The sequence below is a fragment of the Pseudomonas sp. UBA4194 genome, from assembly GCF_002379585.1.
Taxonomy (GTDB): domain Bacteria; phylum Pseudomonadota; class Gammaproteobacteria; order Pseudomonadales; family Pseudomonadaceae; genus Aquipseudomonas.
In genome coordinates, this window is record NZ_DFUE01000011.1 from 55665 (window position 1) to 80368 (window position 24704).

The window sequence follows — 24704 nt, forward strand, 5'->3', positions numbered from 1 at the left end:
GTCAGTCCACCTCCGGCGGCGTGGTGAAGGTGTGATAGGGCGCCGGGGAAGGCACCGACCACTCCAGGCCCTCGGCCCCGTCCCAGGGCTTGGCGGGTGCTGGCACGCCGCCGCGGATGGTCTTGATGACGATGAACAGGAAGAAGATCTGCGTGGCACCGAAGGTGAAGGCGCCGATCGAGGACACCATGTTGAAGTTGGCGAACTGCAGGTTGTAGTCCGGCACCCGCCGCGGCATGCCGGCCAGGCCGACGAAATGCATGGGGAAGAAGGCCATGTTCATGCCCACGAACGACAGCCAGAAATGCAGCTTGCCCAAGGTTTCGTCGACCATGTGGCCGGTCCACTTCGGCAGCCAGTAATAGGCCGAGGCAAAGATGCCGAAGATGGCCCCTGGCACCAACACGTAGTGGAAGTGCGCCACCACGAAGTAGGTGTCGTGGTACTGGAAATCCGATGGCGCGATGGCCAGCATCAATCCGGAAAAACCGCCGATGGTGAACAGGATGACAAAGGCGATGGCGAACAGCATCGGCGTTTCGAAGGTCAACGAGCCCTGCCACATGGTGCTCACCCAGTTGAACACTTTCACCCCGGTGGGCACCGCGATCAGCATGGTGGCGTACATGAAGAACAGCTCGCCGACGATCGGAATGCCTACCACGAACATGTGGTGCGCCCAGACGATGAACGACAAAAAAGCGATGGCGGCGGTGGCGTAGACCATGGAGGTATAGCCGAACAGCGGTTTGCGCGAGAACGCCGGAATGATCGAGCTGACCGCGCCGAAGGCGGGCAGGATCATGATGTACACCTCCGGATGGCCGAAGAACCAGAACACATGCTGGAACAGCACCGGATCGCCACCGCCGGCGGCGCTGAAGAAGCTGGTGCCAAAATGGATATCCATCAGCATCATGGTCACGCAGCCCGCCAGCACCGGCATTACCGCGATCAACAGGAAGGCGGTGATCAACCAAGTCCAGACGAACAGCGGCATTTTCATCAGGGTCATGCCCGGAGCGCGCAGGTTGAGGATGGTGGCGATCACATTGATCGCCCCCATGATCGAACTGATGCCCATGATGTGGATGGCAAAGATGAAGAAGGTCACACTGGCCGGCGCGTAGGTGGTGGACAGCGGCGCATAGAAGGTCCAGCCGAAATTGGGACCGCCACCGGGCATGAACAAGGTCGAGACCAGCAGCAGGAACGCGGCGGGCAGCAGCCAGAAACTGAAGTTGTTCATGCGCGGCAGGGCCATGTCCGGCGCGCCGATCATCAGCGGGATCATCCAGTTGGCCAGGCCGACGAAGGCCGGCATCACCGCGCCGAACACCATCACCAGGCCGTGCATGGTGGTCATCTGATTGAAGAACGCCGGCTCGACGATCTGCAGACCCGGTTGGAACAGCTCGGCGCGGATCACCATGGCAAACGAGCCGCCGAGCAGGAACATGCAGAAGCTGAACCACAGGTAAAGGGTGCCGATGTCCTTGTGATTGGTGGTCAGCACCCAACGCATCAGGCCTTTGGCCGGACCGTGGGCATGCTCGCCCTGGTTGCTGTGGTCGTCGATGACTGCACTCATGTCCTGTCTCCCGGGCAGCGGCTCATCGAGCCTCGGCCTGTTTCAGTTCCAGCACGTCTTTGGGGGTGAGCATGTCGCCCTTGTTGTTGCCCCAGGCATTGCGCTCGTAGGTCACCACCGCGGCGAGGTCGACTTCCGACAGCTGTTTGCCGAAGGCGGCCATTGCCGTGCCCGGCTTGCCGTGGAAAACGATGTTCAGGTGGTCCTTGAGCGGACCGGTGGCGATCTTCGAGCCCTTGAGCGCCGGGAACATGGGCGGCAACCCCTGGCCTTCGGCCTGGTGACACGCCACGCACGTGGTGTGGTAGACCTTGTCGCCGCGCTCGACCAGCTCCTGCAGGGTCCACTCCTTGCTGGTCAGTTCCTTGAGCTGGGCGCTTTCAGCCTTGCGCTCGGCCAGCCAGGTGTCGAAGTCGGACCGGCTGCGGACGTCCACCACGATAGGCATGAAGCCGTGGTCCTTGCCGCACAGTTCGGTGCATTGACCGCGGTAGATGCCGGGCTTCTCGACCCGGGTCCAGGCCTCGTTGACGAAGCCCGGGATGGCATCGCGCTTGACCGCGAAGGCGGGCATCCACCAGGAATGGATGACGTCGGCGGCAGTCACCAGAAAACGAATCTTGGCGCCCACGGGCAGCACCAGCGGTTTGTCGACCTCGAGCAGGTAGTGCTCGTCTTTGGGGGCTTGGTTGTTGATCTGCTCGGCAGGGGTCGCCAGGTTGCTGAAAAACTCCACGTCCTGGCCCAGGTATTTGTAGTGCCATTTCCACTGGTAGCCGGTGACCTGGATGTCCAGGTCCGATTCGCTGCTGTCGTAGATCTCGAGCAAGGTGCGTGTGGCAGGAATGGCCATGGCCACCAGGATCAGCAACGGCACCACCGTCCAGAGAATTTCCACCGTGGTGTTTTCGTGAAAGTGCGCGGCTTGCCGGCCAGGTGCACGACGGTGGCGGTACATGGACCAGAACATGGCACCAAACACCACGACGCCGATCACCACACAGATCCAGAAGATGATCATGTGCAGGTCGAAGACCTTGTGGCTGACCTCTGTCGCGCCCGGCGCCATGTTCACCGTCCAGGCCCCGTGGGCCTGACAGACCGTCAACCACAACATGAGGCCCATCCAGGCTCGTGGATGTCGCGTCATTGCGGGTTCCCCTTGTTATTCTTATTCCCCAGGCTGGGCGCCTGCGGCTAAGGGAGCGGCTGTCGAGATACAGGCTTCGGCGGCCGGGGCCTTCGCTGCCAGGCAGTCGGGACCATCGGCTTGCATGCTACTAAGGCGAGTATAGGCAAGCTGCGACCACCCGCAACGTAGCAGCGGCGTAAGCCGCGTCGCGGGTCGCTGCCAATGCTGTGAGGGGGGGTGGGGCATGGGACGCGGCTTACGCCGCTGCTACGGTTTGGTGCGAGCTGTGCGGCGGGTTGGGTATTAAATGTGTCGTCGCTATGCCAAACGCGTCTTAGCCTTCCCTGTGGGCCAGCTATCGTTCCCACTTCAATTTTGTGACACCCCACCTGGAGCCTTCATGACCACCGCCGCATTGCGCGAGCAGATCCAACGTGCCAACGAACACGAGGCCGCCACAGGCCACCTGCATAAACTGCTGGAACAACAGCTGCCCCATCTACACCGTGCCATCGACGTGCCCGACAGTGAGGGCAGCGCCGCACTGTGGCGCTTTGTCAGCGCCTACATCGAAGAAGTGCCGGAGCTGCTGGATGCGGCCAGTGAGGTGGCCCGCGAGGCTGGGATTGAATCGCAGATCCAGCCCGTGCTGAAGATCGCCGAGGACTACTTCCTCGCGCCGCCGTCGATCATGGCTGGCCACGAAGGCCTGGACAGCTTGCTGGACGAGGCCTACCTGGCGCACCGGCTGGTCGAGGAGGTGAATGATCTGTACATCCGTCACTTTGGCCAGCCACTGATTCCGCTGGATATGACCGTGGCCAACCTGATTGCCCATCAGCTGATAGGCGAAGCATTTGCCAATCAACTGGACGAGGCGGTGCACCGTTCGGTGGACGAGATGCTCAACGAAGAGAGCTTCGAGAAGGAGTCGGTGGAGGCTTATCGTGACAAGCTCACCAGCCCTGAGACGGGGGAGGCCTGGAAGAAGTGGCCGTGCATGTCACGGCGGTTGGGGATTGGGTTGGAGTTGGGTTCGGAGCGGTGAGGTGGGGGTGGGATCTGCGGTGAATGGTCCCCTCACCCCAGCCCTCTCCCTGAGGGAGAGGGAGCAAAAGCCAGTACGCGGTGTTGCGACTGGCGGTGATCGGCTCCCTCTCCCCCAGGGAGAGGGCTGGAAGAAGTGGCCGTGCATGTCTCGGCGGTTGGGATTGGGTTGGAGCTGGGTTCGGAGCGGTGAGGTAGATCTGCGGTGAATGGTCCCCTCACCCCAGCCCAATCCCCAACCCCTAAACCAACCCTATGTCCCAAACCCCGCCGAAGTTCGCAGCTGCCCTTCGATCCGTCGCTTCAACCCGCGACTCTCGATGATCATCCGCGACCCCTTGCTCTGGTTTGCACGGCCCCAATCTTCCAGCAGCTCCAGGCAGGAATGGTCGATGTAGCTCAAACCGCCCAGCGGTACATACACCGTGGTGCCCTCGGGAATGGTTGCCAGCACCTTGGTCAGCGCCGGCACCTTGAGAAAGGTCGCCGAACCCACCATGCGCAGCTCGACTTCCTTGGGTGCCGTTTCAATCAGCGTGATTTTCAGCCGCGCCGCCTTCAACGCCAACTTGAGCAGGGTCAGCGCAAAGCCCAGCAGCACACCCGTCAGCAGGTCGGTAAAGACGATGGCCAAGGCGGTGGCCGCATAGGTGAACATCGGCATGCGGCCATATCGGCCCAGCCCCTTGAACGCCTTGAAGTCCACCAGTTTGACCCCGGTAAATACCAGCACACCGGCCAGGCTTGCCACCGGAATGCTTTGCAGCAGGCTGGACAGCAGCACCACGAAGCCCAGCAGCCAGATGCCGTGGAAGATTGCCGACATACGCGTCTGCGCACCGGCCTGAACATTGGCCGAGCTGCGTACGATGACGCCAGTCATGGGCAACGCGCCCAGGATACCGCACAGCATATTGCCCACGCCCTGCGCCGACAGCTCGCGGTCGAAGTCCGAACGCTGGCCGTTATGCATGCGGTCTACCGCTGCGGCAGACAGCAAGGTCTCGGCGCTGGCGATGAATGCCACGGCAATGGCCGCGATCAGCAGCGTTGGATCTGCCAGGTTCATCAGGTCCGCCGGGCGCAGCCAGTCGATGGCTTCGGTGAGGTTGGCCGGGACTTCAACCCGTTTGACCGGCATGGAGAAGATCAGACTCAAGCCGGTAGCCAACCCCACACCCAACAGTGCACCCGGCACGAAGCGCAGCTTTTGCGGGCGCAACTTTTCCCAGCCATACATCACGGCGATGGTCAGCAGGCCGAGCATGCCGGCCTGCCAGCCCAGTCCGCCGCCCACTGTAGGCAAGGCCTCGGCCACCGCGCCGGGGAATTCGATCAAGTTGCTCATGCCGGAGGGCTGCGGTGCCTTGTCGAGCATCACATGCACCTGGGACAACACGATCAATACGCCGATGCCGGCGAGCATGCCGTAGACCACGGCGGGGGCAGTGACCCGGAACCAGCAGCCGAGCTTGAAACGCCCGGCCAGCAGCTGCAGCAAGCCTGCCAGCAACAGGATCGGCCCGAGCATGGCCATGCCGTGCTGGCGCACCAGTTCGAATACCAGCACAGCCAAGCCCGCGGCCGGACCACTGACCTGCAAGGGCGAGCCTGCCAGAAAGCCCACCACGATGCCGCCGACGATACCCGTGATCAGCCCTTTGGCCGGTGGCATGCCCGAGGCGATGGCGATACCCATGCACAAGGGCAGGGCCACCAGAAACACCACCACCGAGGCCAGCAGCTCCCGCGGCAACACCGCTTTCATCTGCGCGATATTCATGTTCGATCTCCTGAAAACATTCAGGCCGAACCCGCACTCGGTTTTCGATGGACGACAACGTGCCTGCCCGAACGAATTCTGGCCGAGCAGCCACTGGCTGCCAGGCTCGAAGTTCATCCAGCACGGATGGGAGTCGTTGTTGTTGTTATCGAAAAGCGGCTATGGGCAAGGCCTCGTCAAATGACGTGCGCGGGCTCTAGAAACGCCCTCTTGGGGTAGCGCTAGGGGTCGGACCGGTACTGCTCAGCGGCAGAAACCGATCTTGCTCGGCGTCATAGGCTTTGATTTCGCTGGTTTCGATGTTGTAGATCCAGCCGTGAATGAACAGCTGGCCGGCCGCCATGCGCGAGGCCACCGAGGGGTGGGTACGCAAGTGTTGCAGCTGGGAGATCACGTTCTCTTCGGTGAGCACCTTCATGCTCTCGTGCTCGTTGGCGCAGTTGCAGTTGTCCTGGACCACGGTCTTGGCCACTTCGGAATGACGCAGCCAGGCCTTGACGGTGGGCATCTTTTCCAGGGAACCGGGATTGAGCACGGCGCGCATCGCGCCACAGTCGGAGTGGCCGCAGACGATCACGTGCTGTACACCCAACGCCAGAATGGCGTACTCCAGCGCTGTGGAAACGCCACCGTTCATCTGGCCGTAGGGCGGTACCACGTTGCCGACGTTACGGGTGACGAACAGGTCGCCGGGCGAGCTCTGGGTGATCAATTCGGGGACGATACGCGAGTCGGCGCAGGTGATGAACATCGCTCGCGGCTTCTGCGCGGTAGCGAGTTTCTTGAACAGCTCTTCCTGCTGCGGGAAGACGTCGTGATGGAAGTGCAGAAAGCCGTCAACGATGGCCTTGAGCGCCTCGTCTGCGCTTTCAGCGTGAGTGCTGGTGTCCTTGTCGGTCATGTTTAATCCTCTTTGACGGATTTAGGAAAGTTCCCATTTTACCGGGTAAAAATTCTTACAGCTTATGACTAGATGAGCTGATTTACGGAGGATCGTGACTTGCGGGTCACTTGCAAACCACGGTACCGATCAAAACTTAACTGAAACTGAATGACAGGCTCTAGGACGCAACTTGCAGACATCTAATTACAGCATCCAATAGTAGCAAATAACCACTAATGGCAAATGAGCACTAGTTCACCAATATCGCTCCCTACACTGTAGCAGCGGCGTAAGCCGCGTCACCCCCCCTTTCGTGTATCAGGTACACCGCGTTGGGGCAGGACGCGGCTTACGCCGCTGCTACAGGAATTGTGCCGAGTGGAGGGAACCCAGACGGAGGGGATTGCGCCGGAGTGGAGTGAATCCATACGGCGGGGTTGCGCCGGAGTGGAGTGAATCCATACGGAGGGGTTGCGCCGGAGTGGAGGGAACCCAGACGGAGGGGGTTGCGCCGGAGTGGAGTGAATCCATACGAAGGGGATTGCGCCGGAGTGGAGTGGATCCATACGGCATAGGTCGGCTTGGATGCGGGCAGTGATTGAGGGTCAGAGCAATGAGAGCTGTGCGCCTGGAGGGCAGAAGGCGGTGCAATCCAGGTGGTAGCCTTCGCGGCGGTCCAGGCCGTGGCGCTTGATGGCCATGGCGAAGCGCTGCGCCAACAGATCGGCGAACACGCCTTCGCCGCGCATGCGGGCGCCAAAGCGACTGTCGTACAACTCGCCGCCGCGGCTCTGGCGCACCAGGCTGAGCACATGAGCGGCACGCTGCGGATGGTGAGCCTGCAACCATTCCTCGAACAGCGGCGCCACTTCCAGCGGCAGGCGCAGCATCATGTAGTTGGCGGTCAGCGCACCAGCAGCCTTGGCTTCGCGGAGCAGGCTTTCGAGTTCCATGTCGTTGATCATGGGAATCATCGGCGAGCACAGCACCCCGACCGGAATGTCCGCCTCACGCATGACCCGAATGGCACGCAGACGGGCTTTGGGGGAGGCTGCCCGGGGCTCGAGAATACGTTTGAGTTCATCGTCCAGGGTCGTCAGGCTGATCATCACCGAGACCAGACGCTGCTCGGCCAAGGCGCTGAGCAAGTCCAGATCGCGCAGGATCAACGACCCCTTGGTAACGATGGTCACCGGATGGCGATAGCGCAGCAATACTTCCAGCAGCCCCCGGGTAAGCCGATGTTCACGCTCGATCGGTTGATAGGGGTCGGTGTTGGAGCCCAGGTTGACCGGTGCCACCTGATAGCCGCGCTTGCTCAACTGTTGCTCCAACAGCTCTACCGCGTTGGTCTTGGCAATCAGCCGGGTTTCGAAATCCAGGCCTGGGGACATGTCCCAATAAGCGTGGCTGGGCCGGGCGTAGCAGTAGATGCAGCCATGCTCGCAGCCGCGGTAGGGGTTGATGGAGCGATCGAAGGGCAGATCCGGGGAGGTGTTGCGGGTGATGATGGATTTGGCGGTTTCGAAGCGGACCTCGGTGCCTTGCGTCGGGGGGACTTCCTGATGCCAGCCATCATCTTCGGCCACCGAGCGGTTGGGGGCGAAGCGATTGTGGGGGTTGGCGGCAGTGCCGCGGCCGCGTGGGGGCAGGGCGGTGGACATGGCGGGGCCTCTTTACTGGGTATGCGTACAGTAGAGAGGTTGGTGAGGGTTGGCAATCGCCGTTGGGCAGGGGGGTGGGTTCTCGGGTGAATGGTCCCCTCACCCCGACATCAACCTCACCGCACCAGACAAGGCTTCTTATTATCGAATTTCCAGCCTGGAATCAGATACTGCATCGCCACGCCGTCATCCCGAGCACCCAGGCCCATGTTCTTGTACAGCTCGTGAGCCTTGGCCACGGCGTCCATATCGATATCCACGCCCAGGCCCGGCTTGGCCGGAACCTTCACGAAGCCGTCGACGATCTGCAATGGTTGCTTGGTCAGGCGCTGGCCGTCCTGCCAGATCCAGTGGGTATCGATTGCAGTGATCTCGCCCGGGGCCGCTGCGGCCACCTGGGTGAACATCGCCAGGGAAATATCGAAATGGTTATTGGAATGCGAGCCCCAGGTCAGACCCCAGTCGTTGCACATCTGGGCGACCCGCACCGAGCCTTGCATGGTCCAGAAATGCGGGTCGGCCAGCGGGATGTCCACCGACTGCAACTGGATCGCATGGCCCATTTCCCGCCAGTCGGTGGCAATCATGTTGGTGGCGGTGGGGAGTCCGGTGGCGCGACGGAACTCGGCCATCACTTCACGGCCCGAGTAGCCGTTCTCGGCACCGCAGGGGTCCTCGGCATAAGCGAGCACATGATGCTGGTCGCGACACAGGCTGATGGCTTCCTTCAGCGACCAGGCCCCATTGGGGTCCAGGGTGATACGCGCGTCGGGGAAGCGCTCGGCCAGGGCCGTGACGGCTTCGATTTCCTCGGCACCGCGCAGCACGCCCCCTTTGAGCTTGAAGTCATTGAAACCGTACTTGGCCTTGGCCGCTTCGGCCAGGCGTACCACCGCGTCGGGCGTCAGGGCCTTTTCGTGGCGCAGGCGGCTCCACTCATCAGCGGCATCGGGCTCGCAGCGATAGGCCAGATCGGTTTGCTCGCGATCACCGACATAGAACAGATAACCGAGCATCTTCACCGCGTCGCGTTGCTGGCCTTCGCCCAATAGAGCGGCGATCGGCACTTCCAGGAACTGTCCGAGCAAATCGAGCAGCGCCGCCTCGACGGCGGTAACGGCATGAATGGTGATACGCAGGTCGAAGGTCTGCAGACCGCGGCCACCGGCATCGCGGGCGGCAAAGGTGGTACGCATCTGATTGAGAATGCGCTGGTATTGGCCGATAGGCTGGCCGATCACCAGGCTGCGGGCATCTTCCAGGGTTTCGCGAATACGCTCGCCGCCGGGCACTTCGCCCACACCGGTGTTGCCGGCGCTGTCCTTGAGTATCACGATGTTGCGCGTAAAGAACGGGCCATGGGCGCCGCTCAGGTTCAGCAACATGCTGTCATGCCCGGCGACCGGGACGACCTGAAGACTGGTGATGACGGGAGTGGACTGAGTGGTCATGGGATGCTCCTTGTTATTGTGTGCCTGCTTATTAGACATCATACAACTCAAAAACCCCGCCCTTCAACACCCCCACCCCATACAAACACGTTGTCATACATCTGTAGCAGCGGCGTAAGCCGCGTCCCGCCTCAGGAATTCCAGCAAAGGTGAACGCCGGGGACGCGGCTTACGCCGCTGCTACGGGTATGATGGGGGTAGATGAGGAAGGTATTCGATGTCAAAACGCCCCAATAGCCTGGCCCATGGGCTGGTCGATGCGCTGACCCAGCAGATCTTGCTGGGTACTCTGGCCCCTGGCATGAAGCTGCCATCGGAAGGGGCGATCGTGGCCGAGCATGGTGTCAGCCGGACGGTGGTGCGCGAGGCGCTGTCGCGGTTGCAGGCTTCCGGGCTGGTAGAGACCCGGCATGGCGTGGGCACGTTCGTATTGCACCGGGAGGCGGCTCACGGCCTGCGCCTTAGCGTGGATACGGCGCTGAGCGTGCGCAGCATTCTTGAACTGCGCATGGGCCTGGAAACCCAGGCCGCCGCGCTGGCTGCCCGGCGTCGCAGCGAACAGCAACTGGCACGCATGCGCCAGGCGCTGGACGACTATCAACAGGCGCTGGCCAGTCACGACAGCTGTGTGGAGCAGGACAAACGCTTTCACCAACTGATTGCCGAAGCCACCGGCAATACCTGTTTCACCGACATCATGCAGCACCTGGGCGACGCGATGATTCCGCGCACGCGGCTCAATGCACTGGAGCAGGGTGAGGCGGACATGACCCAGCTAGGGCAGTTGGCGAGCCTGGAGCATGAGGCGATCTATCAGGCGATCCGGCGCCAGGACGGCGATGCCGCGCGGGCGGCGATGTGGCTGCATTTGAGCAATAGTCGGGATCGGTTCAAAGCGGATTGAACGGGGGTGTGGGGGGGTTGGGTGTTGGGGTGGTTGGTCCCCTCACCCCAGCCCTCTCCCTGAGGGAGAGGGGGCTAAGGCGGTACGCGGTGGGGCCATTCACCGCAAACCCCCAACACCCCCTCGAACATCAATGACTGGTCGACTGCCCCAGGTCATCGCCCGACGTATGCTTCATGTCATCGGTGCGCATACCCTTTACATCCGCCGCCGACACCGCGCGGCCTTGATTGCCCCAACTGGTGCGAATGAAGTTCACCACATCCGCCACTTCCTGGTCCGACAGGCGCCAGGCGAAGCCGGGCATGGTGAAAGTAGAGGGTGCGGTATGGGTGGCGGGCAAGGTACCGCCAGCCAACACGATATGGATCAACGAGCTGGCATCGTCCGTCTGCACCACCGGGTTACCCGCCAGGGCCGGGAACACTCGGTTATAGCCATGGCCGTCGGTGCGGTGGCACGCCGCGCAATTGTCGATGTACACCGAAGCACCGGGCTTGCTGTCGTCGCCTTGCCACAGGGCGTCCGCCACCTGCTTGTCGTACTGGTGCGGCTGATCGTTGCGGTCCACTGCCGGCAGGGTCTTGAGATAGCGCGCGATGGCGGTCAGGTCCTCGGTCGACATGTACTGCATGCTGTGTTCGACCACGTCGCTCATGCCGCCAAACACCGCACTGCGGTCGCTGCGGCCGGTCTTGAGGAACTGCACCAGTTGCTCTTCGCTCCAACTGCCCAGGCCATCCCGGTGGTCACCGCGCAAGCTCTTGGCGATCCAGCCTTCCAGCGGTGCGCTGCCGGCCAGGAACTCGGCGCTTTCGCCGGCACTCATGGCTTTCTCCTGCATGGTGATCGCCCGCGGGGTGTGGCAGGCGCCGCAGTGCCCGAGGCCTTCGACCAGATAGGCACCGCGGCTGATCACCGGGTCCGAACCCATGGGCGCCTGATAGCCCTCCACCTCCGGGGCAAACAGCGTACGCCAGATCGCCAGCGGCCAACGCATGCTCAGCGGCCATGGGATGTCGGTGTCCTTGTTCGGCTCGGCCACCGGCGCCACACCCTTCATGAAGTACGCATACAAGGCCTGCATGTCGGCGTCGGTAACCCGCGCGTAGGACGGGTAGGGCATGGCCGGATACAGGCTGCTGCCGCTCTTGCCGATGCCATGGCGCACCGCCTTGTCGAAATCTTCGAAGCTGTAATGGCCAATGCCGCTGGCATCCGGGGTGATGTTGGTGGAATACACCGTGCCGATGGGCGTTTCCATGGCCAGGCCGCCGGCGAACGGCTGACCGCCCTTGGCGGTGTGGCAGGCCACGCAGTCACCCGCGCGAGCCAGGTATTCACCTTGCTTGATCAACGCGGCATCCGGCTCGGCGGCCCACAATGGCAGGCTGGCAGTCAGCGCCAGCGCAGCGATACAGATAGCTTTCATCTCTGCGCTCCTTATGCCTGCACCAGCGGGCCGGGGTTCTTGAGGTACTGCTCGCGGATCGCTCGCGCCGACCAGTAGGTCAGCGCCGCCACCAGGCCGGTGGGGTTGTAGCCCAGGCCCTGGGGGAACGCCGAGGCGCCGGGCACGAAGACGTTGTGCACATCCCAGCACTGCAGATAGCGATTGATGGCGCTGGTCTTGGGGTCGGTGCCCATGATGGCGCCACCGTTGAGGTGGGTGGTCTGGTAGGAAGCGGTGTTGAAGTGCTCACCGACCTTCTTGCCCAGCAACGCGATGGACTTGGGGTTCATGGCCTGGGCGACCTTGCTCATCTTGTCGACCATGAAACGGTTCATCTTGATGTCGTTTTCCTGCCAGTCGAAGGTCATGCGCAGCAGCGGCAAACCGTAGGCATCCCGGTATACCGGGTCCAGGTCGAGATAATTGCCACGGTAGGACTGATGCGCGCCGTGGGCGTCCATCGACACCTGGTGGGTGTAGTAGTCGGCGGTGGCCTTTTTCCAGGCGCTGCCCCAGGCGGGGGTGCCCGGCGGGTTGGAGGTACCGGCAATAGGCCGGCTACCGGCTTGGTTGACCCACATCGGTGAGCCACCGACGAAGCCATGAGGGCCGTGGTCGAAGTTGTCGGCGTTGAAGTCGTCTATCGCCACGCCGTTACCGCCGGCGCCGATGAAGTTGTTGGTATGGGTGTCCTTGTCGAAGAACGCCTTGATGGTGGCCATGTTCTGGTAGGCGAAATTCTTGCCCACCACGCCTTCGCCGGTTTTCGGGTCGTAGGGCTTGCCGATCCCCGAGAGCAGCATCAGCCGCACATTGTTGAACTGGAATGCCCCGAGGATCACCAGGTCGGCCGGTTGTTCGACCTCGCGCCCTTGCGCGTCGACGTAGGTCACCCCGGTGGCCTTGCTTTTGCTGCTGTCCAGGTTGACCCGCAGCACATGGGCATTGGTGCGCAGCTCGAAATGCTTCACCTGACGCAACGCCGGCAGAATGTTCACGTTCGGCGAGGCCTTGGAATACATGTAGCAGACGTAGCCGCTGCAGAAGCCACAGAAGTTGCAAGGGCCCATCTGCGCGCCATAGGGGTTGGTGTACGGCCCCGAGGTATTGGCCGACGGCAGGTTGTAGGGCTTGTAGCCCACTTCAGCGGCGGCTTTCTGGAACAGCTGCGCCGAATAGGTATTTTTCTGCGACTCCAGCGGGAAGGGATTGGAGCGGTCGGGCGCGTAGGGGTTGCCGCCCTTGCCTTGCCCGACCAACTGCCCCTTGACCGTCCAGGCTTGGCCTGAGGTACCGAATACCTTCTCGGCAAAGTCGAAGAACGGTTCCAGCTCTTCGTAACTCACGCCGAAGTCCTGGATGGTCATGTCCTTGGGAATGAAATGTTTGCCGTAGCGCTCTTCATAGTGGCTGCGCATGCGCAGCTCCATGGGATCGACGCGAAAATGCACACCGGACCAATGCAGACCGGCACCGCCCACACCTTTGCCGGGCAGAAATGCACCGAGCTGGCGGTTGGGCAGGGCCACGTCGTTGACGCTGTGGCGAATGGTGACGGTTTCCTTGGAGATGTCCTGGAACAGCTTCTTGCGCACGCTGTAGGTCAGCTCGTCGATCACCTGAGGGTAGTTGCCGTCGGGATAGGTGTCCTGCATGGGGCCCCGTTCCAGGGCGACCACATTCAGCCCCGCTTCGGTCAATTCCTTGGCCATAATGGCGCCGGTCCAGCCAAAGCCGACGATCACCGCGTCGACCTTCTTCAATACGGTTGCCATGCTCAAGCCCTCTCGCCGCGAATCGACACTGCCGGGAAGGGGTAAGCCTCGTTGCGCTCGACCCAATCCATGAAATCGGCGCGCGCGCCGGGGAAGCCGATCTGGGTCCAGCCGACCATGCCGCGGTTGCCACCGTGGATCGGGTCGCAGAAGAAGCCTTCACGGGTGTTCTGCAGCAACAGGCTGAAGAACGACTGCGCCGGCAGCTCAGCGAAATGCAGGTCACCTGCTTCGATCTTGCTGAGAACCTGATCTCGGGTAGCGCTGTCTTGCTCGGCAAATGATTTGCCCAGGTTGGCTTTGCACCAGGCATCCGTGGCGGCAATGCCCAGTCGATAAAGCTGCTGGGGAACCAACTGCAACTGATAGCCCATCTGCGGCACCGCATCGGCGGCGAAGGGCCCTTGCATGTACCAGAGTGCACCGGTGGCATACGGCGTGTTCATCTGGCGGTCGATGAATTCCGCCGCCCCGGCTTCCAACGCGCCGGGGCCCAGATCGTCAGCCGGGATCAATCGCGAAACGGCAGCCTGCACGAAGGCCCATTCTTCGGCATTGAAGAAAGTAGGCTGGTAGTCACTGGCCGGGGCCGCCTTGGGCGCTTGGGCGACTGCACTCTGCGGCGTCGACAGGGCAGTCATGCCCAAGCCGGTGCTGGCCACCGTGACGACCGGAATCAGGGTCAGGGTTTTGCGCAGGAAATCCCGACGCGGGTTGTCTTCTTGCTCAGACATGGGAGTCCTCATCAGCAGGTCGATACGGTTGTCATCGAGGCGCAGGCGGGGTGTTTTTCTTGATGGCATCGCGCCTGCCAACGAGGCTGGGCGGTGTCTTTATGGGAGGCGCAGGCGCGGATATTCGGTTGCAGGCCACTGCGGCGATATGCCGCCGTGGCCGAGCAGCCGACAAATGTATCGATTTGTGACTCAAAATGAAACCGGTTTCAGAGCGAACACAGGCTGCCCGTCAGGGATGCTCGCGCTTGAGCCAGCGCACATACGCGTCCAGGGTCGGTCCCGTCCCCTTGAGCGAACGAATCTGCTCTATGGCCGTGAGGGCGGCACCCGGGGCGAGAATCGTGGCGCGAAGCTGGGCGGCGACGGTAGGGTCCAGCACGCTCTTGCCGGCAAAACAGGCGAAGGCTTCGCTGGCCAGAATCTGCGACCACACATACACGTAGTAGCCTGCGGCATAGTCGCCGCGAGCGAAGCTGTGCAGCAGCGTATAGCTGATGGGGGCCTGACGGATGTGGGTCACGGCGGTCTGGGTCAGGATGCGCGCCTCGACTTCCTTGAAGTCCTCGGCGGCCTGCGGGTGATGCAGCTCATAGTCGATCAATGCGGCTCGCAAGTCCTCGAGCAGGGTACTGGCCTCCAAGCGCAGGCTGTAGCGTTGGTAGCGGGCCAGCAGCGCCGCTGGCAACCGAGCACCGGTGCGGTAGTGGCAAGACAACAGGGTCAGGCTTTCGCCGGCCGTTGCCCAGCGCTCGAACAGCGCACTGGGAAACTCCACGGCATCGAGCTCGGCAACATTCACGCCGGCACCACTGCCGTGCTCGGCAGCGGTCAGCACATGGTGCATGGCGTGGCCGAACTCATGCAGCAACGTGCCCAGGTTATCCAGGGTCAACAGCGATTGGGGACCTTCGAGTTCCAGAGCGAAGTCGCAATTGAGGTAGCCCACCGGGAGTTGCAACGCGCCGTCGGCATAGCGATGACGGTCGCGCAAGCCATCCATCCAGTCTCCCGGGAGCTTGCCGGGGTAGCTGAAAACATCGATGTAGAGGTAGCCGACGGTGCGCGCCTGCTCGACCACCGCATAAAGCCGGACGCTGGGGTGCAGCCCGGTCACGACGTGTTGTTCGTGCAAGGCCACGCCGAACAGCTGCTCCACCAGCAGGGACAGATTGCCCAGCACCTTCAAGGCGGGGAAGTAAGCGGACAGCAGGGTCGCATCGCGTTGATAAAGGCTGTCGGGCGGCTCGTGGCCGAAGTATTCAGGGTCCCAGTCCTGCACGTCGAAAACGGCGTCTTCCCTGGACAGCTGACTCAGCGCCTGCCTATCGCTGGCAACAATGGGCTTGACCTGCTCCAGCAGCTCGCGCAGGAAATGCAGGACGTCTTCCGGGCTTTCGAACATGCGCGTCGCCAGCGCCAGCTCCGCGTAGCTACGGTAGCCGAGCAACCGGGCACGTTCGGCACGCAGCGCCAGAATGCGCCGGATGATAGGGCTGTTGTCGTTGGGGTGAGGATTGCCCTCCGCGTCCGGGGGCAATGCCCATGCCCTCTCGACCGCCACCGCGTTGCGCTGGAATACGCCGTACAGACCCTTGAGTTCCCGTTCGATGGCCAGGCAGCGGTGGCGTAGGGGAGGTGCCAGATGGGTGGCATCCAGACGTTGCCGGCGCAGCAGGCTATCGAGGGCCTGCTGCTGCTCGCGATCCAGGGCGGCGGCTGACTCGCCCTGTGACAAGCGCAACAGCGCGCCATTGAGGCTCGCGTTGTGGGCGATTGCCGCCTGGTAAGCCTCAAGGCGCGTCTGACAGGCGGCAAAGGCCTGGAGGATATCCGCATGCTGGGGGTCGCTGGCCAATCTGCTCAAGGGCGCGGTCACGTTGAGCAGCCTCTGGCGCATGTCTTCATAGGGTTTGACCAATCCCTGCCAGGTGGGATCGTCCAGTTGCGAGGGCAGGAAACGACCAAGGCTGGCCAGGTTTGCCTCGATCACGGCAGTAATGGCCGGGGCCACATGTTCGGCGCGAATGGCCGCGTAGGGCGGTATGACCCAGGCGTGCAGCAGAGGGTTGTCGCTCATCTCGAGTTCCTTGAAGGCGGGGTTGGACGCGCAGTCTAGAACTCGACAAACGGACAGCAGACGTAGCCCGCTACCTCAACAGACCGTGGGCACCTGCCACATCACCGTACGCAGGCGCGCCCCCACCCTCTTCACAGGGAAGAGGGCTTATTCGGGAATCGAGGCGTTATTCGCTGGGCTTTTTGAGCTTTGGGTTGGGGAAGAACTGCACCGGCTGCACCTTGGGGTCCACCGACTTGACGGCAATCTTGTTGACCCGCGTGCCCAGTTCGCTGGGCACCGAATTGCCTTGGGCATTGAGCGTATCGCTGTAGCCACAGGCCACACACTCACGGTGCGGCACGTCGTCCACGCTCCACATCATCAATTTGTCCGGCTCGCTGCACGCCGGGCAGACTGCCCCGGCGATAAAGCGCTTCTTGGTGATCATGCCGCCGCTTCCTCGCTCAAACCGCTGTGACGCAGCAGCGCATCGATCGAGGGTTCGCGACCACGGAAGTCGACGAACAACACCATCGGTGCCTGGGAACCGCCGCGGGCCAGAATGGCTTCGCGGAAGGCGCGGCCGGTGTCGGCGTTGAGCACGCCATCTTCCTCGAACTTACTGAAGGCATCGGCCGACAGCACTTCGGCCCACTTGTAGCTGTAATAGCCTGCGGCATAGCCGCCGGCGAAGATGTGGGCGAAGCTGTTGGGGAAGCGGTTGTACGCCGGAGGGCGCATGACCGACACCTCGTCGCGCACGCCCTCGAGCACTTCCAGCACACTGCGACCATCGCCATGGGAGGCATGCAGCTCGAAGTCGAACAGCGAGAACTCGATCTGGCGAACCATCATCAGCCCCGACTGGAAGTTCTTGGCCGCCAGCATTTTCTCCAGCAGGTCCTGTGGCAGCGGCTCGCCGCTTTCGTAATGCCCGGAAATCAGCGCCAGGCCTTCAGGCTCCCAGCACCAGTTTTCCATGAACTGGCTCGGCAGCTCCACTGCGTCCCACGCCACGCCGTTGATGCCGGATACGCCGGCGTGATCGACGCGGGTCAGCAGGTGATGCAGGCCATGGCCGAATTCGTGGAACAGGGTGGTCACTTCATCGTGAGTCAGCAGCGCAGGCTTACCCGAGTCGGCTGGGGTGAAGTTGCACACCAGGTTGGCCACGGGGCTCTGCAACTGGCCGTCTTCGGTACGACGGCGATCGCGTGCGCCGTCCATCCAGGCACCTCCTCGCTTGTTGGCGCGCGCGTAGAGGTCGAAGAAGAACCGGCCCACATGCTGGCCATTTTCCTTGATTTCGAACAGGCGTACGTCGGGGTGCCAGGTGTCGAAGCCTTTCTGCTCGGCAATCTCGATGCCGTACAGACGCTGCACGATGGCGAACAGGCCGCCCAGCACCTTGTCGATGGGGAAGTAGGCACGCAGTGCTTCCTGGGACACGCTGTAGCGTTGTTCGCGCAGCTTTTCGCCGTAGAAACCGCTGTCCCAGCTTTGCAGATCCGCACAGCCCTGCTCGGCGGCATAGGCCTTGAGCTGCCCCAGGTCCTGGGCGGCGAACGGCTTGCTGCGCTGCGCCAGGTCGCGCAGGAACGTCAGCACCTGATCGGTGGACTCGGCCATCTTGGTGGCTAGGCTCAGCTCCGAATAGCTGGCGTAGCCCAGCAGTTCGGCCAGTTCCTGGCGCAGGTCGAGGATTTCCCGCATCACCGGGCCATTGTCGTTCTGGCCGGCGTTGGGGCCTTGGTCCGAGGCGCGGGTGCAATAGGCCGCGTAGACTTCTTCGCGCAGGGCGCGATCCTGTGCATAGGTCATCACGGCGTAGTAGCTGGGGAATTCCAGACTGATCAGCCAGCCTTCGAGACCCTTGGCCTTGGCGGCGGCGGCCATCTGCGCCTTGGCCGAATCGGTCAGGCCGGCGAGGGCGGCTTCGTCGGTGACGTGCTTGGTCCAGGCCTGGGTGGCGTCGAGCAGTTGGTTGGAGAACTTGCTGCCCAGCTCCGACAGCTTGCTCTGCACTTCGGCATAGCGCTTCTGCTTGTCCACGGGCAGATCGATGCCCGACAGGCGAAAATCGCGCAGCGAATGTTCCAGAATGGTTTTCTGGGCGATGTCGAAGCCCGCGGCCTGGGGGCTGTTGGCCAGCGCTTCGAAGGCCTGGAACAACGCGCGGTTCTGACCCATTTCCGTGGAGTAGGCGCTCAGCGCGGGCAGGCAAGCCTCGTAGGCCTGGCGCAGCTCGGCGCTGTTGCACACGGCGTTGAGGTGACTGACCGGGCTCCAGGCGGCGCCCAGGCGGTCGTTCAATTCGTCCATGGCCAATATCAGGCCGGCCCAGGTAGGCTCGCTACCCTGGGTTTGCAGAATCTGGGCAATGGCCGCTCGGTTGTCGGCCAGGATCTGTTCAATCGCCGGTTGTACGTGCTCGGCACGGATCGCCGAGAACGGCGGCAGGTCGTAGGACTGCAGGAGGGGATTCGCGCTCACGGTTAAACACCTTGGCTATGAAGAAACACTGGGACATCTTAATTACAATTGCGATTCACCGCAGCTATCGGCAACAGAGAGGACGCCTATCGTGGCCATTCGTAATTTCCAGCAGCATACGCCCAAGCTGGGCGAGCGGGCTTTCATCGATCGTTCGGCCGTGGTGATCGGCGATGTCGACATCGGTGCAGACAGCTCCGTATGGCCATTGACGGTGATCCGCGGCGATATGCATCGAATTCGCATAGGCCAGCGCACCAGCGTGCAAGATGCCAGCGTGCTGCACATCACCCATGCCGGGCCTTTCAACCCGGACGGCTTTCCATTGCTGATCGGTGACGATGTCACCATTGGTCACAAAGTCATGCTCCACGGCTGCACGCTGGGCAATCGCATTCTGGTGGGCATGGGCAGCACGGTGATGGACGGCGCGGTGGTCGAAGACGAAGTGATCATCGGCGCCGGCAGCCTGGTGCCGCCGGGCAAGCGTCTGCAAAGCGGGTTTCTGTATGTGGGCAGCCCGGTCAAGCAGGCTCGCGCCTTGACCGACAAGGAGCGCGCCTTCTTCACCTACACCGCCGGCAACTACGTGAAGCTCAAGGACCAGCATCTGGCCGAAGGCTTCGACAAGGAATAACTGCGTGCATTATCAAAATATTCTGTTCGACCTGGACGGCACCCTCACCGACCCACGCGAGGGCATCACCCGCTCGATCCAACATGCGCTGGCCAAACTGGGTATCGACGAGCCGGACCTGCGCAACCTGGAACACTTCATCGGCCCCCCCTTGCTGCAGCAATTCATGGTGGCTTACGACTTCGACGAGGCCAAAGCCTGGCAGGCGGTGAATTTCTACCGTGAGCGTTTCCGCGTCACCGGTCTGTATGAAAATCAGCTGTTCCATGGGGTGATCGCCTTGCTGGAAACCTTGCAGCAGCAGGGGCGCCGCCTGTACATCGCGACGTCCAAGCCGTGGGAGTTCGCCCGCGAGATCGCCCGGCATTTCGATTTCGCCAAGCACTTCAAGGTGGTGTATGGCAGCGAACTGGACGGTACCCGCACCAACAAGGTAGAGCTGATTGCGCACATTCTGCAGCAGGAGGGCCTGGACCCGGCGCAGACGCTGATGATAGGCGACCGTAAGCATGACCTGATCGGCGCACGGGCCAATGGCCTGGATTGTGCGGCGGTGGGGTATGGCTTCGGCTCGCGTGAGGAATTGGAAGCGGAGGCGCCGACGTATCATTTTCAGACGTTGGAGGCGTTGCATCGGGCGTTTTTGCGGGATTAGTGGGGGTTGAGGGATTGGGGGTGAATGGTCCCCTCACCCCAGCCCTCTCCCTAAGGGAGAGGGAGCCAAAAGCAGATCGCCGCAGCACCGCCGTACGGCCCCCTCTCCCCCAGGGAGAGGGCTGGGGTGAGGGGACCATTCACCGCCAATCCCCCCAATCACTCCCCCAACCGCCCCAACAGCGCCTTCCTCTCAGCCATCGGCAATCGGCCCAATTTCTCGACCTCGGCGTAGAACTTCGGCCAATCGCCGCCGACTTGCCTGAACAGCCCGGCAAACCCTGGCACCCACTGGTCGTACAGCCCGAAAGGCAGCAGCTTGGCATTGTTCAAGGGGCCGTTGACCCAGGCATCGAAACGCTTGTCACCCTGCCATTGCTCATCGCGCAGCTGCCGATAATGCCGACGCAACCGCTCGAACTCAGCCGCCTTGGCTGCGCGCATTGCCTCGGTGGGCAACGCCTGGGCATACAGCTTGCCCAACCGCTCGCGGGTATCGAGCACCAGACGGGTGAATTGATCACGTTGCAGAGTCCGATCGACCGAGGCCGGCGCCAGGCCTCGATAGGCCCGCCACTGGCGAGTGCCTTCCTGTTCGACGAAGGTGGCAAAGGATTCATTGAACTCGGTGTCGTTCTGCACGTAGACCCGCTGATGCGCCAGCTCGTGAAAGATCAACGTAGCTAGACGCTCGTCGCCCCAGCCGAGCATGGTGTTGAGGATGGGATCGTCGAACCAGCCCAGGGTTGAATAGGCCTCCACCCCGCCGATGTAGACATCCAGGCCTTCGAGCTTGCGCAGGGCCGCTTCGCCGCGCGCGCCCCCTTGGCTGTAATAGCCCCGGTAAGCCACGCAACCGGCGATGGGGAAACAGTGTGTCAGCGGCGCCAGCGAGAACTCGGGGGTCGCGAACACGTTCCACACCACCAGCGGCCGGCCGATGTCGGCATACAGGCGATAGCTCTGGTTATCCGGCAGATGCAGGTGCTCACTGGCAAAACTGCGGGCTGCCTGAGATTTGCGCAGCTGTGCACGCAGCCTGGCGTCGCGGGCGGGGTCGGCGATCACTGCCGCGACCGGTTCGCGGGCTTGCAACAACTGCCATTGGCCCTGGGCGAGCTGGCCGTAATAGCTCAAGGATGAGCAACCGTTGAGCAGGAAAATCGCCGCCAGGGGAACCAAGACCCGTAAAAAAGGGTCGAGTGCCGCAAGACTTGAACGCCCAAAAACAAGAAATCGATGCATGCTGGTTTCCGTCGCCGCTCGGCTCATACCGCGTTTCGAATCCCGCATCTTACGACCACTTCAGGAGATTTCCATGCGCGCTCTCATCCTTGCCAGCGGCCTGCTGACCCTCGCCGGCTGTGCCGGCCTGCCCGATCCAGACCCCAACCAGGCGTGGGTGGATCTGCAGGTCGACCAGGACAACTCGCTGCACGCCACTGAAGTGGACGAGCGCGAGTGGCTCGACACTCGATACTTCGAAGTGCAGCCGGGCAGCCATGAGCTCACGGTGCGCCTGCAGTTTCCGGTCGAGCCCACCAACATTGGTCCCGAGGCGTCGCCGCTGTGGCGCAATTGCGAGCTGAACCTTACGTACAAGGCATTCAACGCCGGGCAGCGTTATTCGCTGGAGGCCGGCAGTATCGGCTTCCGGCCGTGGGCCAAGCTTTATGACGAACAGCGCAAGGTGGTCGGGCAAGCGCAGCCGGGCGGCTGCCAGCGCGCCTGATTCGCTTGGGTCGGCGGTGTCTGCGGACGCGGCTTACGCCGCTGCCACAGGCACCCCCGGCGCATCCCCGGTCCAGGCCAGACGAAACACCAACGTAACCCCACCCCGAACCCGTGTAGCACCGGCGTAAGCCGGGTCCGGTCCCACCGCGATACCACCGCATGCCGGAGCCAGGTCCAAGGCCACCACCGCGCCATGGGTGTAGACTGACCACTCTACCGCCCCCCCCAGGAGCTCCCATGCGTGCCCTACTGCTGCTGTTGGCCAGCGCCACCCTCGCTGCCTGCTCAAACATCCCGATTCCTCCCGTAGACCCGCAGAAAGCCTGGGTGGACATGTTCACCACCACGGGCAAGCTGGTAATGGCCGAGAGCGTCGACGACCAGAAGCTCAACGATGGCCGCTACTTCCAGATTACGCCGGGTGCTCACGAACTCGAGGTGCGGTTCGACTACGAGATCTATGCGGGGGGCGGGATGATCAGCGATCCATTCGATCGCACCTGCTACCTGACCATTCGCTATGACGGCTTCAAGGCGGGAGAACGGTATCGGATCGAGGGGCGGGCCATCGCCATGCAGGCCAGTGCGCGGCTGTATGATTCAAACCGGCAGATCGTGGCGCAGGATCGCGAGGTTCATTGCATCCCTTGAATGCAGGATGACCGCAGTGACGGTTTCGCGGCTTTACGCCGCTCCTACAAATATGTGGGTAGGCGCGGCATGCCGTTACTCGTCATTCTTCTGATAAACAATCTTGCGCGTGCCGTTATCACAGGACCCAACCACCATGTTCGGGTCCTTGGCTTCGTCGTTACCGACGATTTCCAGCGTGTAGGACGTGACGCCCTGCGCCTGAATCTTGGCCTCGATTTCGGCCTTCAATTCCTCGCAGGGCTTGGGTGCCGCCAGCGCTGACGTGGCCAGCACACTGCACATGATCGCCAAGGCGAATCGTTTCATTGCGTCATCCTCCTTGCTGCACAGTGCACACGGCCCGATCAACCCGGCGCCCGGGATCAGGACTCCAGTGTAGCGTCCAGGGTGATCTCGGCGTTCAGCACCTTGGACACCGGGCAACCTTCCTTGGCCTTGTTGGCCAGCTCTTCGAACTTGACCTGGTCGATACCTGGAATCTTCGCCGACATGGTCAGCTTGATGGCGGTAATGGCAAAGCCTTCGCCCTGCTTGTCGAGGGTGACGTCAGCCGTGGTCTTGATCTCGTCCGGGGTGAAGTTTTCACCGCCCAGAATCATCGAGAACGCCATGGAGAAGCAGCCTGCGTGAGCGGCGCCAATCAGTTCTTCCGGGTTGGTGCCCGGCTGGCCTTCGAAGCGGGTGTTGAAGCCATAGGGGTTGTCCTTCAGCGCGCCGCTCTGGGTGGAAATCTGGCCCTTACCGGTTTTCAGATCGCCTTTCCAGACTGCCGATGCCTTTTTCACAATGCTCATAAAGCCTCCTCAAATGGGCGCGAAGCGTTCGCGCTGTGCGTTACATTCAGAGGGGCGAGGGTTGCGCAAAGTTCAGCAGCGTGGCGTCGGGCCATTGAAACTCGCGGATATGCCCATACTCACAAGACATAACGCGCAACATAGCGCGGATCGAATTCGTCGGTAGCAAAGATGCGCGGGGCATCCCATCTGCCACTCACCCACAGGATGCCAAGCTTATGAGTCGTTTGACCGATACACGCTATTCCATGCTCGACCTGGTGCCGGTACGCGCCGACAAGGGCCCCGCCGAGTCGCTGCACAACTCCCTGGACCTGGCGCGACACGCCGAACAATGGGGCTATACCCGTTTCTGGGTGGCTGAACACCACAACATGGACGGCATCGCCAGCTCCGCGACATCGGTGTTACTGGGCTATCTGGCCGGCGGTACCTCATCGATTCGCGTCGGCTCCGGCGGGGTCATGCTGCCCAACCACGCACCGCTGGTGATTGCCGAACAGTTCGGCACCCTGGAGAGCCTGTACCCGGGACGGATCGACCTGGGCCTGGGGCGCGCGCCCGGCTCCGACCAGATGACCGCGCGGGCCCTGCGCCGCGAGCGCTCGGGCAGTGCCGACGATTTTCCCGATGATGTGCAGGAGCTGATGAGCTACCTGGGCCCGCGCACGCCGGGACAGAAAGTCATCGCCGTGCCGGGCAGTGACACCAATGTGCCCATCTGGCTGCTCGGCTCCAGCTTGTTCAGCGCGCAGTTGGCAGGCATGTATGGCTTGCCCTATGCCTTCGCCTCGCACTTTGCGCCGCGCTATATGCACGAGGCGATCCGGGTCTACCGTGCGCACTTCCAGCCGTCGGCCGTGCTCGACAAGCCGTATGTCATGTTGGGGGTGCCACTGGTTGCCGCAGAGACCGACGAGCATGCCGAATACCTGGCGACATCGGTTTATCGCCGCATCCTCAACCTGATGCGTGGCCAGAGCCTGGTACAGCAACCGCCGGTGGAGAGCATGGACGGCCTGTGGCTGCCTCACGAAAAAGCGGCGGTAGGGGATTTCCTCGGACTGGCGATGGTGGGCAGCCCGGCAAAGATTCGCGCCAAGGTGGATGTGCTGCTGGAGCAGACCCAGGCGGATGAGCTGATCTTTACCTGTGACCTGTATGAGCACGCCGACCGGTTGCGGTCGTACGAGTTGCTGGCGCAGGTGATGAAGGGCTGATCAAGGGCCGGCAGTGCTGGGCCCTTCGCGGCTGTACGC

General features: G+C 62.3%; 22 protein-coding genes. 7 read left to right on the forward strand and 15 right to left on the reverse strand.

From position 1 onward, the window contains the following. Nucleotide 1 precedes the first annotated feature (1 nt). Both ctaD and coxB read right to left on the reverse strand, forming a co-directional pair. Nucleotides 2–1591 carry a cytochrome c oxidase subunit I gene (ctaD, locus tag B3397_RS02765; protein WP_296247056.1) on the reverse strand — a complete coding sequence of 530 codons (1590 nt, stop codon included), beginning with the start codon at nucleotides 1589–1591 and terminating at the stop codon, nucleotides 2–4. Nucleotides 1592–1613: 22 nt separating this feature from the next. Continuing rightward, a complete protein-coding gene (gene coxB / locus B3397_RS02770) occupies nucleotides 1614–2741 on the reverse strand; it encodes a cytochrome c oxidase subunit II (protein ID WP_296247058.1) in 1128 nt (375 codons plus the stop codon). A 382-nt stretch (nucleotides 2742–3123) separates the two neighbouring features. Between coxB and B3397_RS02775 the strand changes: the two genes are divergently transcribed. Next, nucleotides 3124–3771, forward strand: a complete 648-nt coding sequence (locus B3397_RS02775; RefSeq protein ID WP_296247059.1) for a hypothetical protein — start codon at nucleotides 3124–3126, stop codon at nucleotides 3769–3771. A 252-nt stretch (nucleotides 3772–4023) separates the two neighbouring features. Here B3397_RS02775 and B3397_RS02780 read toward each other — a convergent pair whose 3' ends face one another. From B3397_RS02780 to gudD, 4 genes are all read right to left on the reverse strand, one after another. Continuing rightward, entirely contained in the window at nucleotides 4024–5553 is a 1530-nt protein-coding gene (locus tag B3397_RS02780) for a SulP family inorganic anion transporter (protein ID WP_296247060.1), read from the reverse strand. A gap of 196 nt (nucleotides 5554–5749) precedes the next feature. Beyond that, nucleotides 5750–6454 (reverse strand): carbonic anhydrase, encoded by a 705-nt coding sequence (locus B3397_RS02785; protein WP_296247061.1) that lies wholly within the window; start codon nucleotides 6452–6454, stop codon nucleotides 5750–5752. Between the two features lie 587 nt (nucleotides 6455–7041). After that, the gene (locus B3397_RS02790) at nucleotides 7042–8100 is read right to left on the reverse strand and encodes a PA0069 family radical SAM protein (RefSeq protein WP_296247062.1); all 1059 of its coding nucleotides are present in this window, start codon (nucleotides 8098–8100) and stop codon (nucleotides 7042–7044) included. A 116-nt stretch (nucleotides 8101–8216) separates the two neighbouring features. Beyond that, nucleotides 8217–9551, reverse strand: coding sequence for a glucarate dehydratase (gene gudD, locus B3397_RS02795; protein WP_296247063.1), 1335 nt, complete (start codon nucleotides 9549–9551; stop codon nucleotides 8217–8219). A 217-nt stretch (nucleotides 9552–9768) separates the two neighbouring features. On the opposite strand from gudD, the gene B3397_RS02800 reads away from it, so the two are divergent. After that, nucleotides 9769–10455 carry a FadR/GntR family transcriptional regulator gene (locus B3397_RS02800; protein ID WP_296247064.1) on the forward strand — a complete coding sequence of 229 codons (687 nt, stop codon included), beginning with the start codon at nucleotides 9769–9771 and terminating at the stop codon, nucleotides 10453–10455. Between the two features lie 130 nt (nucleotides 10456–10585). Here the strand turns inward: B3397_RS02800 and B3397_RS02805 are convergent, their stop codons facing one another. The 6 genes from B3397_RS02805 to prlC all read right to left on the reverse strand — a co-directional run bounded on the left by B3397_RS02805 (nucleotide 10586) and on the right by prlC (nucleotide 18972). Continuing rightward, a complete protein-coding gene (locus tag B3397_RS02805; protein ID WP_296247066.1) occupies nucleotides 10586–11887 on the reverse strand; it encodes a cytochrome c in 1302 nt (433 codons plus the stop codon). A gap of 11 nt (nucleotides 11888–11898) precedes the next feature. Beyond that, a complete protein-coding gene (locus tag B3397_RS02810; RefSeq protein WP_296247068.1) occupies nucleotides 11899–13683 on the reverse strand; it encodes a GMC family oxidoreductase in 1785 nt (594 codons plus the stop codon). Nucleotides 13684–13685: 2 nt separating this feature from the next. Further along, nucleotides 13686–14417 (reverse strand): gluconate 2-dehydrogenase subunit 3 family protein, encoded by a 732-nt coding sequence (locus B3397_RS02815; protein ID WP_296247070.1) that lies wholly within the window; start codon nucleotides 14415–14417, stop codon nucleotides 13686–13688. A 232-nt stretch (nucleotides 14418–14649) separates the two neighbouring features. Continuing rightward, nucleotides 14650–16497: a M3 family metallopeptidase gene (locus B3397_RS02820; RefSeq protein WP_296247071.1), complete on the reverse strand. Its 1848-nt coding sequence runs from the start codon at nucleotides 16495–16497 to the stop codon at nucleotides 14650–14652. A 166-nt stretch (nucleotides 16498–16663) separates the two neighbouring features. Continuing rightward, on the reverse strand, nucleotides 16664–16927 hold the full coding sequence (locus B3397_RS02825) for a YheV family putative zinc ribbon protein (protein ID WP_296247073.1): 264 nt from the start codon (nucleotides 16925–16927) through the stop codon (nucleotides 16664–16666). After that, nucleotides 16924–18972: an oligopeptidase A gene (prlC, locus tag B3397_RS02830; protein WP_296247075.1), complete on the reverse strand. Its 2049-nt coding sequence runs from the start codon at nucleotides 18970–18972 to the stop codon at nucleotides 16924–16926. The genes B3397_RS02825 and prlC overlap by 4 nt, the downstream gene beginning before the upstream one ends. Before the next feature lie 91 nt (nucleotides 18973–19063). On the opposite strand from prlC, the gene B3397_RS02835 reads away from it, so the two are divergent. Together B3397_RS02835 and B3397_RS02840 are read left to right on the forward strand one after the other, a co-directional pair. After that, nucleotides 19064–19609 (forward strand): gamma carbonic anhydrase family protein, encoded by a 546-nt coding sequence (locus B3397_RS02835; protein WP_296247077.1) that lies wholly within the window; start codon nucleotides 19064–19066, stop codon nucleotides 19607–19609. A 4-nt stretch (nucleotides 19610–19613) separates the two neighbouring features. Next, nucleotides 19614–20264, forward strand: a complete 651-nt coding sequence (locus B3397_RS02840) for an HAD family hydrolase (RefSeq protein WP_296247079.1) — start codon at nucleotides 19614–19616, stop codon at nucleotides 20262–20264. A 158-nt stretch (nucleotides 20265–20422) separates the two neighbouring features. Here B3397_RS02840 and B3397_RS02845 read toward each other — a convergent pair whose 3' ends face one another. Next, on the reverse strand, nucleotides 20423–21508 hold the full coding sequence (locus B3397_RS02845; protein WP_296247081.1) for an aminopeptidase: 1086 nt from the start codon (nucleotides 21506–21508) through the stop codon (nucleotides 20423–20425). A gap of 73 nt (nucleotides 21509–21581) precedes the next feature. On the opposite strand from B3397_RS02845, the gene B3397_RS02850 reads away from it, so the two are divergent. Continuing rightward, nucleotides 21582–21995 carry a hypothetical protein gene (locus B3397_RS02850; protein ID WP_296247083.1) on the forward strand — a complete coding sequence of 138 codons (414 nt, stop codon included), beginning with the start codon at nucleotides 21582–21584 and terminating at the stop codon, nucleotides 21993–21995. A gap of 239 nt (nucleotides 21996–22234) precedes the next feature. Next, on the forward strand, nucleotides 22235–22648 hold the full coding sequence (locus B3397_RS02855; RefSeq protein WP_296247085.1) for a hypothetical protein: 414 nt from the start codon (nucleotides 22235–22237) through the stop codon (nucleotides 22646–22648). Between the two features lie 75 nt (nucleotides 22649–22723). On the opposite strand, the gene B3397_RS02860 is transcribed toward B3397_RS02855, so the two are convergent. Both B3397_RS02860 and B3397_RS02865 read right to left on the reverse strand, forming a co-directional pair. Further along, nucleotides 22724–22957, reverse strand: coding sequence for a DUF1161 domain-containing protein (locus B3397_RS02860; protein WP_296247087.1), 234 nt, complete (start codon nucleotides 22955–22957; stop codon nucleotides 22724–22726). Nucleotides 22958–23013: 56 nt separating this feature from the next. Continuing rightward, nucleotides 23014–23445 (reverse strand): OsmC family protein, encoded by a 432-nt coding sequence (locus tag B3397_RS02865; RefSeq protein WP_296247089.1) that lies wholly within the window; start codon nucleotides 23443–23445, stop codon nucleotides 23014–23016. Nucleotides 23446–23663: 218 nt separating this feature from the next. Here B3397_RS02865 and B3397_RS02870 point away from each other — a divergent pair, with 218 nt between their 5' ends. Next, nucleotides 23664–24665, forward strand: a complete 1002-nt coding sequence (locus tag B3397_RS02870; protein WP_296247091.1) for an LLM class flavin-dependent oxidoreductase — start codon at nucleotides 23664–23666, stop codon at nucleotides 24663–24665. The last annotated feature ends 39 nt before the right edge of the window (nucleotides 24666–24704 follow it).

What these genes read in the sequence shown, in the direction of transcription:
- ctaD (WP_296247056.1), bottom strand. Translation starts at nt 1,591, where the DNA reads ATGAGTGCAGTCATCGACGACCACAGCAACCAGGGCGAGCATGCCCAC.
- coxB (WP_296247058.1), bottom strand. Translation starts at nt 2,741, where the DNA reads ATGACGCGACATCCACGAGCCTGGATGGGCCTCATGTTGTGGTTGACG.
- B3397_RS02775 (WP_296247059.1), top strand. Translation starts at nt 3,124, where the DNA reads ATGACCACCGCCGCATTGCGCGAGCAGATCCAACGTGCCAACGAACAC.
- B3397_RS02780 (WP_296247060.1), bottom strand. Translation starts at nt 5,553, where the DNA reads ATGAATATCGCGCAGATGAAAGCGGTGTTGCCGCGGGAGCTGCTGGCC.
- B3397_RS02785 (WP_296247061.1), bottom strand. Translation starts at nt 6,454, where the DNA reads ATGACCGACAAGGACACCAGCACTCACGCTGAAAGCGCAGACGAGGCG.
- B3397_RS02790 (WP_296247062.1), bottom strand. Translation starts at nt 8,100, where the DNA reads ATGTCCACCGCCCTGCCCCCACGCGGCCGCGGCACTGCCGCCAACCCC.
- gudD (WP_296247063.1), bottom strand. Translation starts at nt 9,551, where the DNA reads ATGACCACTCAGTCCACTCCCGTCATCACCAGTCTTCAGGTCGTCCCG.
- B3397_RS02800 (WP_296247064.1), top strand. Translation starts at nt 9,769, where the DNA reads ATGTCAAAACGCCCCAATAGCCTGGCCCATGGGCTGGTCGATGCGCTG.
- B3397_RS02805 (WP_296247066.1), bottom strand. Translation starts at nt 11,887, where the DNA reads ATGAAAGCTATCTGTATCGCTGCGCTGGCGCTGACTGCCAGCCTGCCA.
- B3397_RS02810 (WP_296247068.1), bottom strand. Translation starts at nt 13,683, where the DNA reads ATGGCAACCGTATTGAAGAAGGTCGACGCGGTGATCGTCGGCTTTGGC.
- B3397_RS02815 (WP_296247070.1), bottom strand. Translation starts at nt 14,417, where the DNA reads ATGTCTGAGCAAGAAGACAACCCGCGTCGGGATTTCCTGCGCAAAACC.
- B3397_RS02820 (WP_296247071.1), bottom strand. Translation starts at nt 16,497, where the DNA reads ATGAGCGACAACCCTCTGCTGCACGCCTGGGTCATACCGCCCTACGCG.
- B3397_RS02825 (WP_296247073.1), bottom strand. Translation starts at nt 16,927, where the DNA reads ATGATCACCAAGAAGCGCTTTATCGCCGGGGCAGTCTGCCCGGCGTGC.
- B3397_RS02845 (WP_296247081.1), bottom strand. Translation starts at nt 21,508, where the DNA reads ATGCATCGATTTCTTGTTTTTGGGCGTTCAAGTCTTGCGGCACTCGAC.
- B3397_RS02850 (WP_296247083.1), top strand. Translation starts at nt 21,582, where the DNA reads ATGCGCGCTCTCATCCTTGCCAGCGGCCTGCTGACCCTCGCCGGCTGT.
- B3397_RS02855 (WP_296247085.1), top strand. Translation starts at nt 22,235, where the DNA reads ATGCGTGCCCTACTGCTGCTGTTGGCCAGCGCCACCCTCGCTGCCTGC.
- B3397_RS02860 (WP_296247087.1), bottom strand. Translation starts at nt 22,957, where the DNA reads ATGAAACGATTCGCCTTGGCGATCATGTGCAGTGTGCTGGCCACGTCA.
- B3397_RS02865 (WP_296247089.1), bottom strand. Translation starts at nt 23,445, where the DNA reads ATGAGCATTGTGAAAAAGGCATCGGCAGTCTGGAAAGGCGATCTGAAA.
- B3397_RS02870 (WP_296247091.1), top strand. Translation starts at nt 23,664, where the DNA reads ATGAGTCGTTTGACCGATACACGCTATTCCATGCTCGACCTGGTGCCG.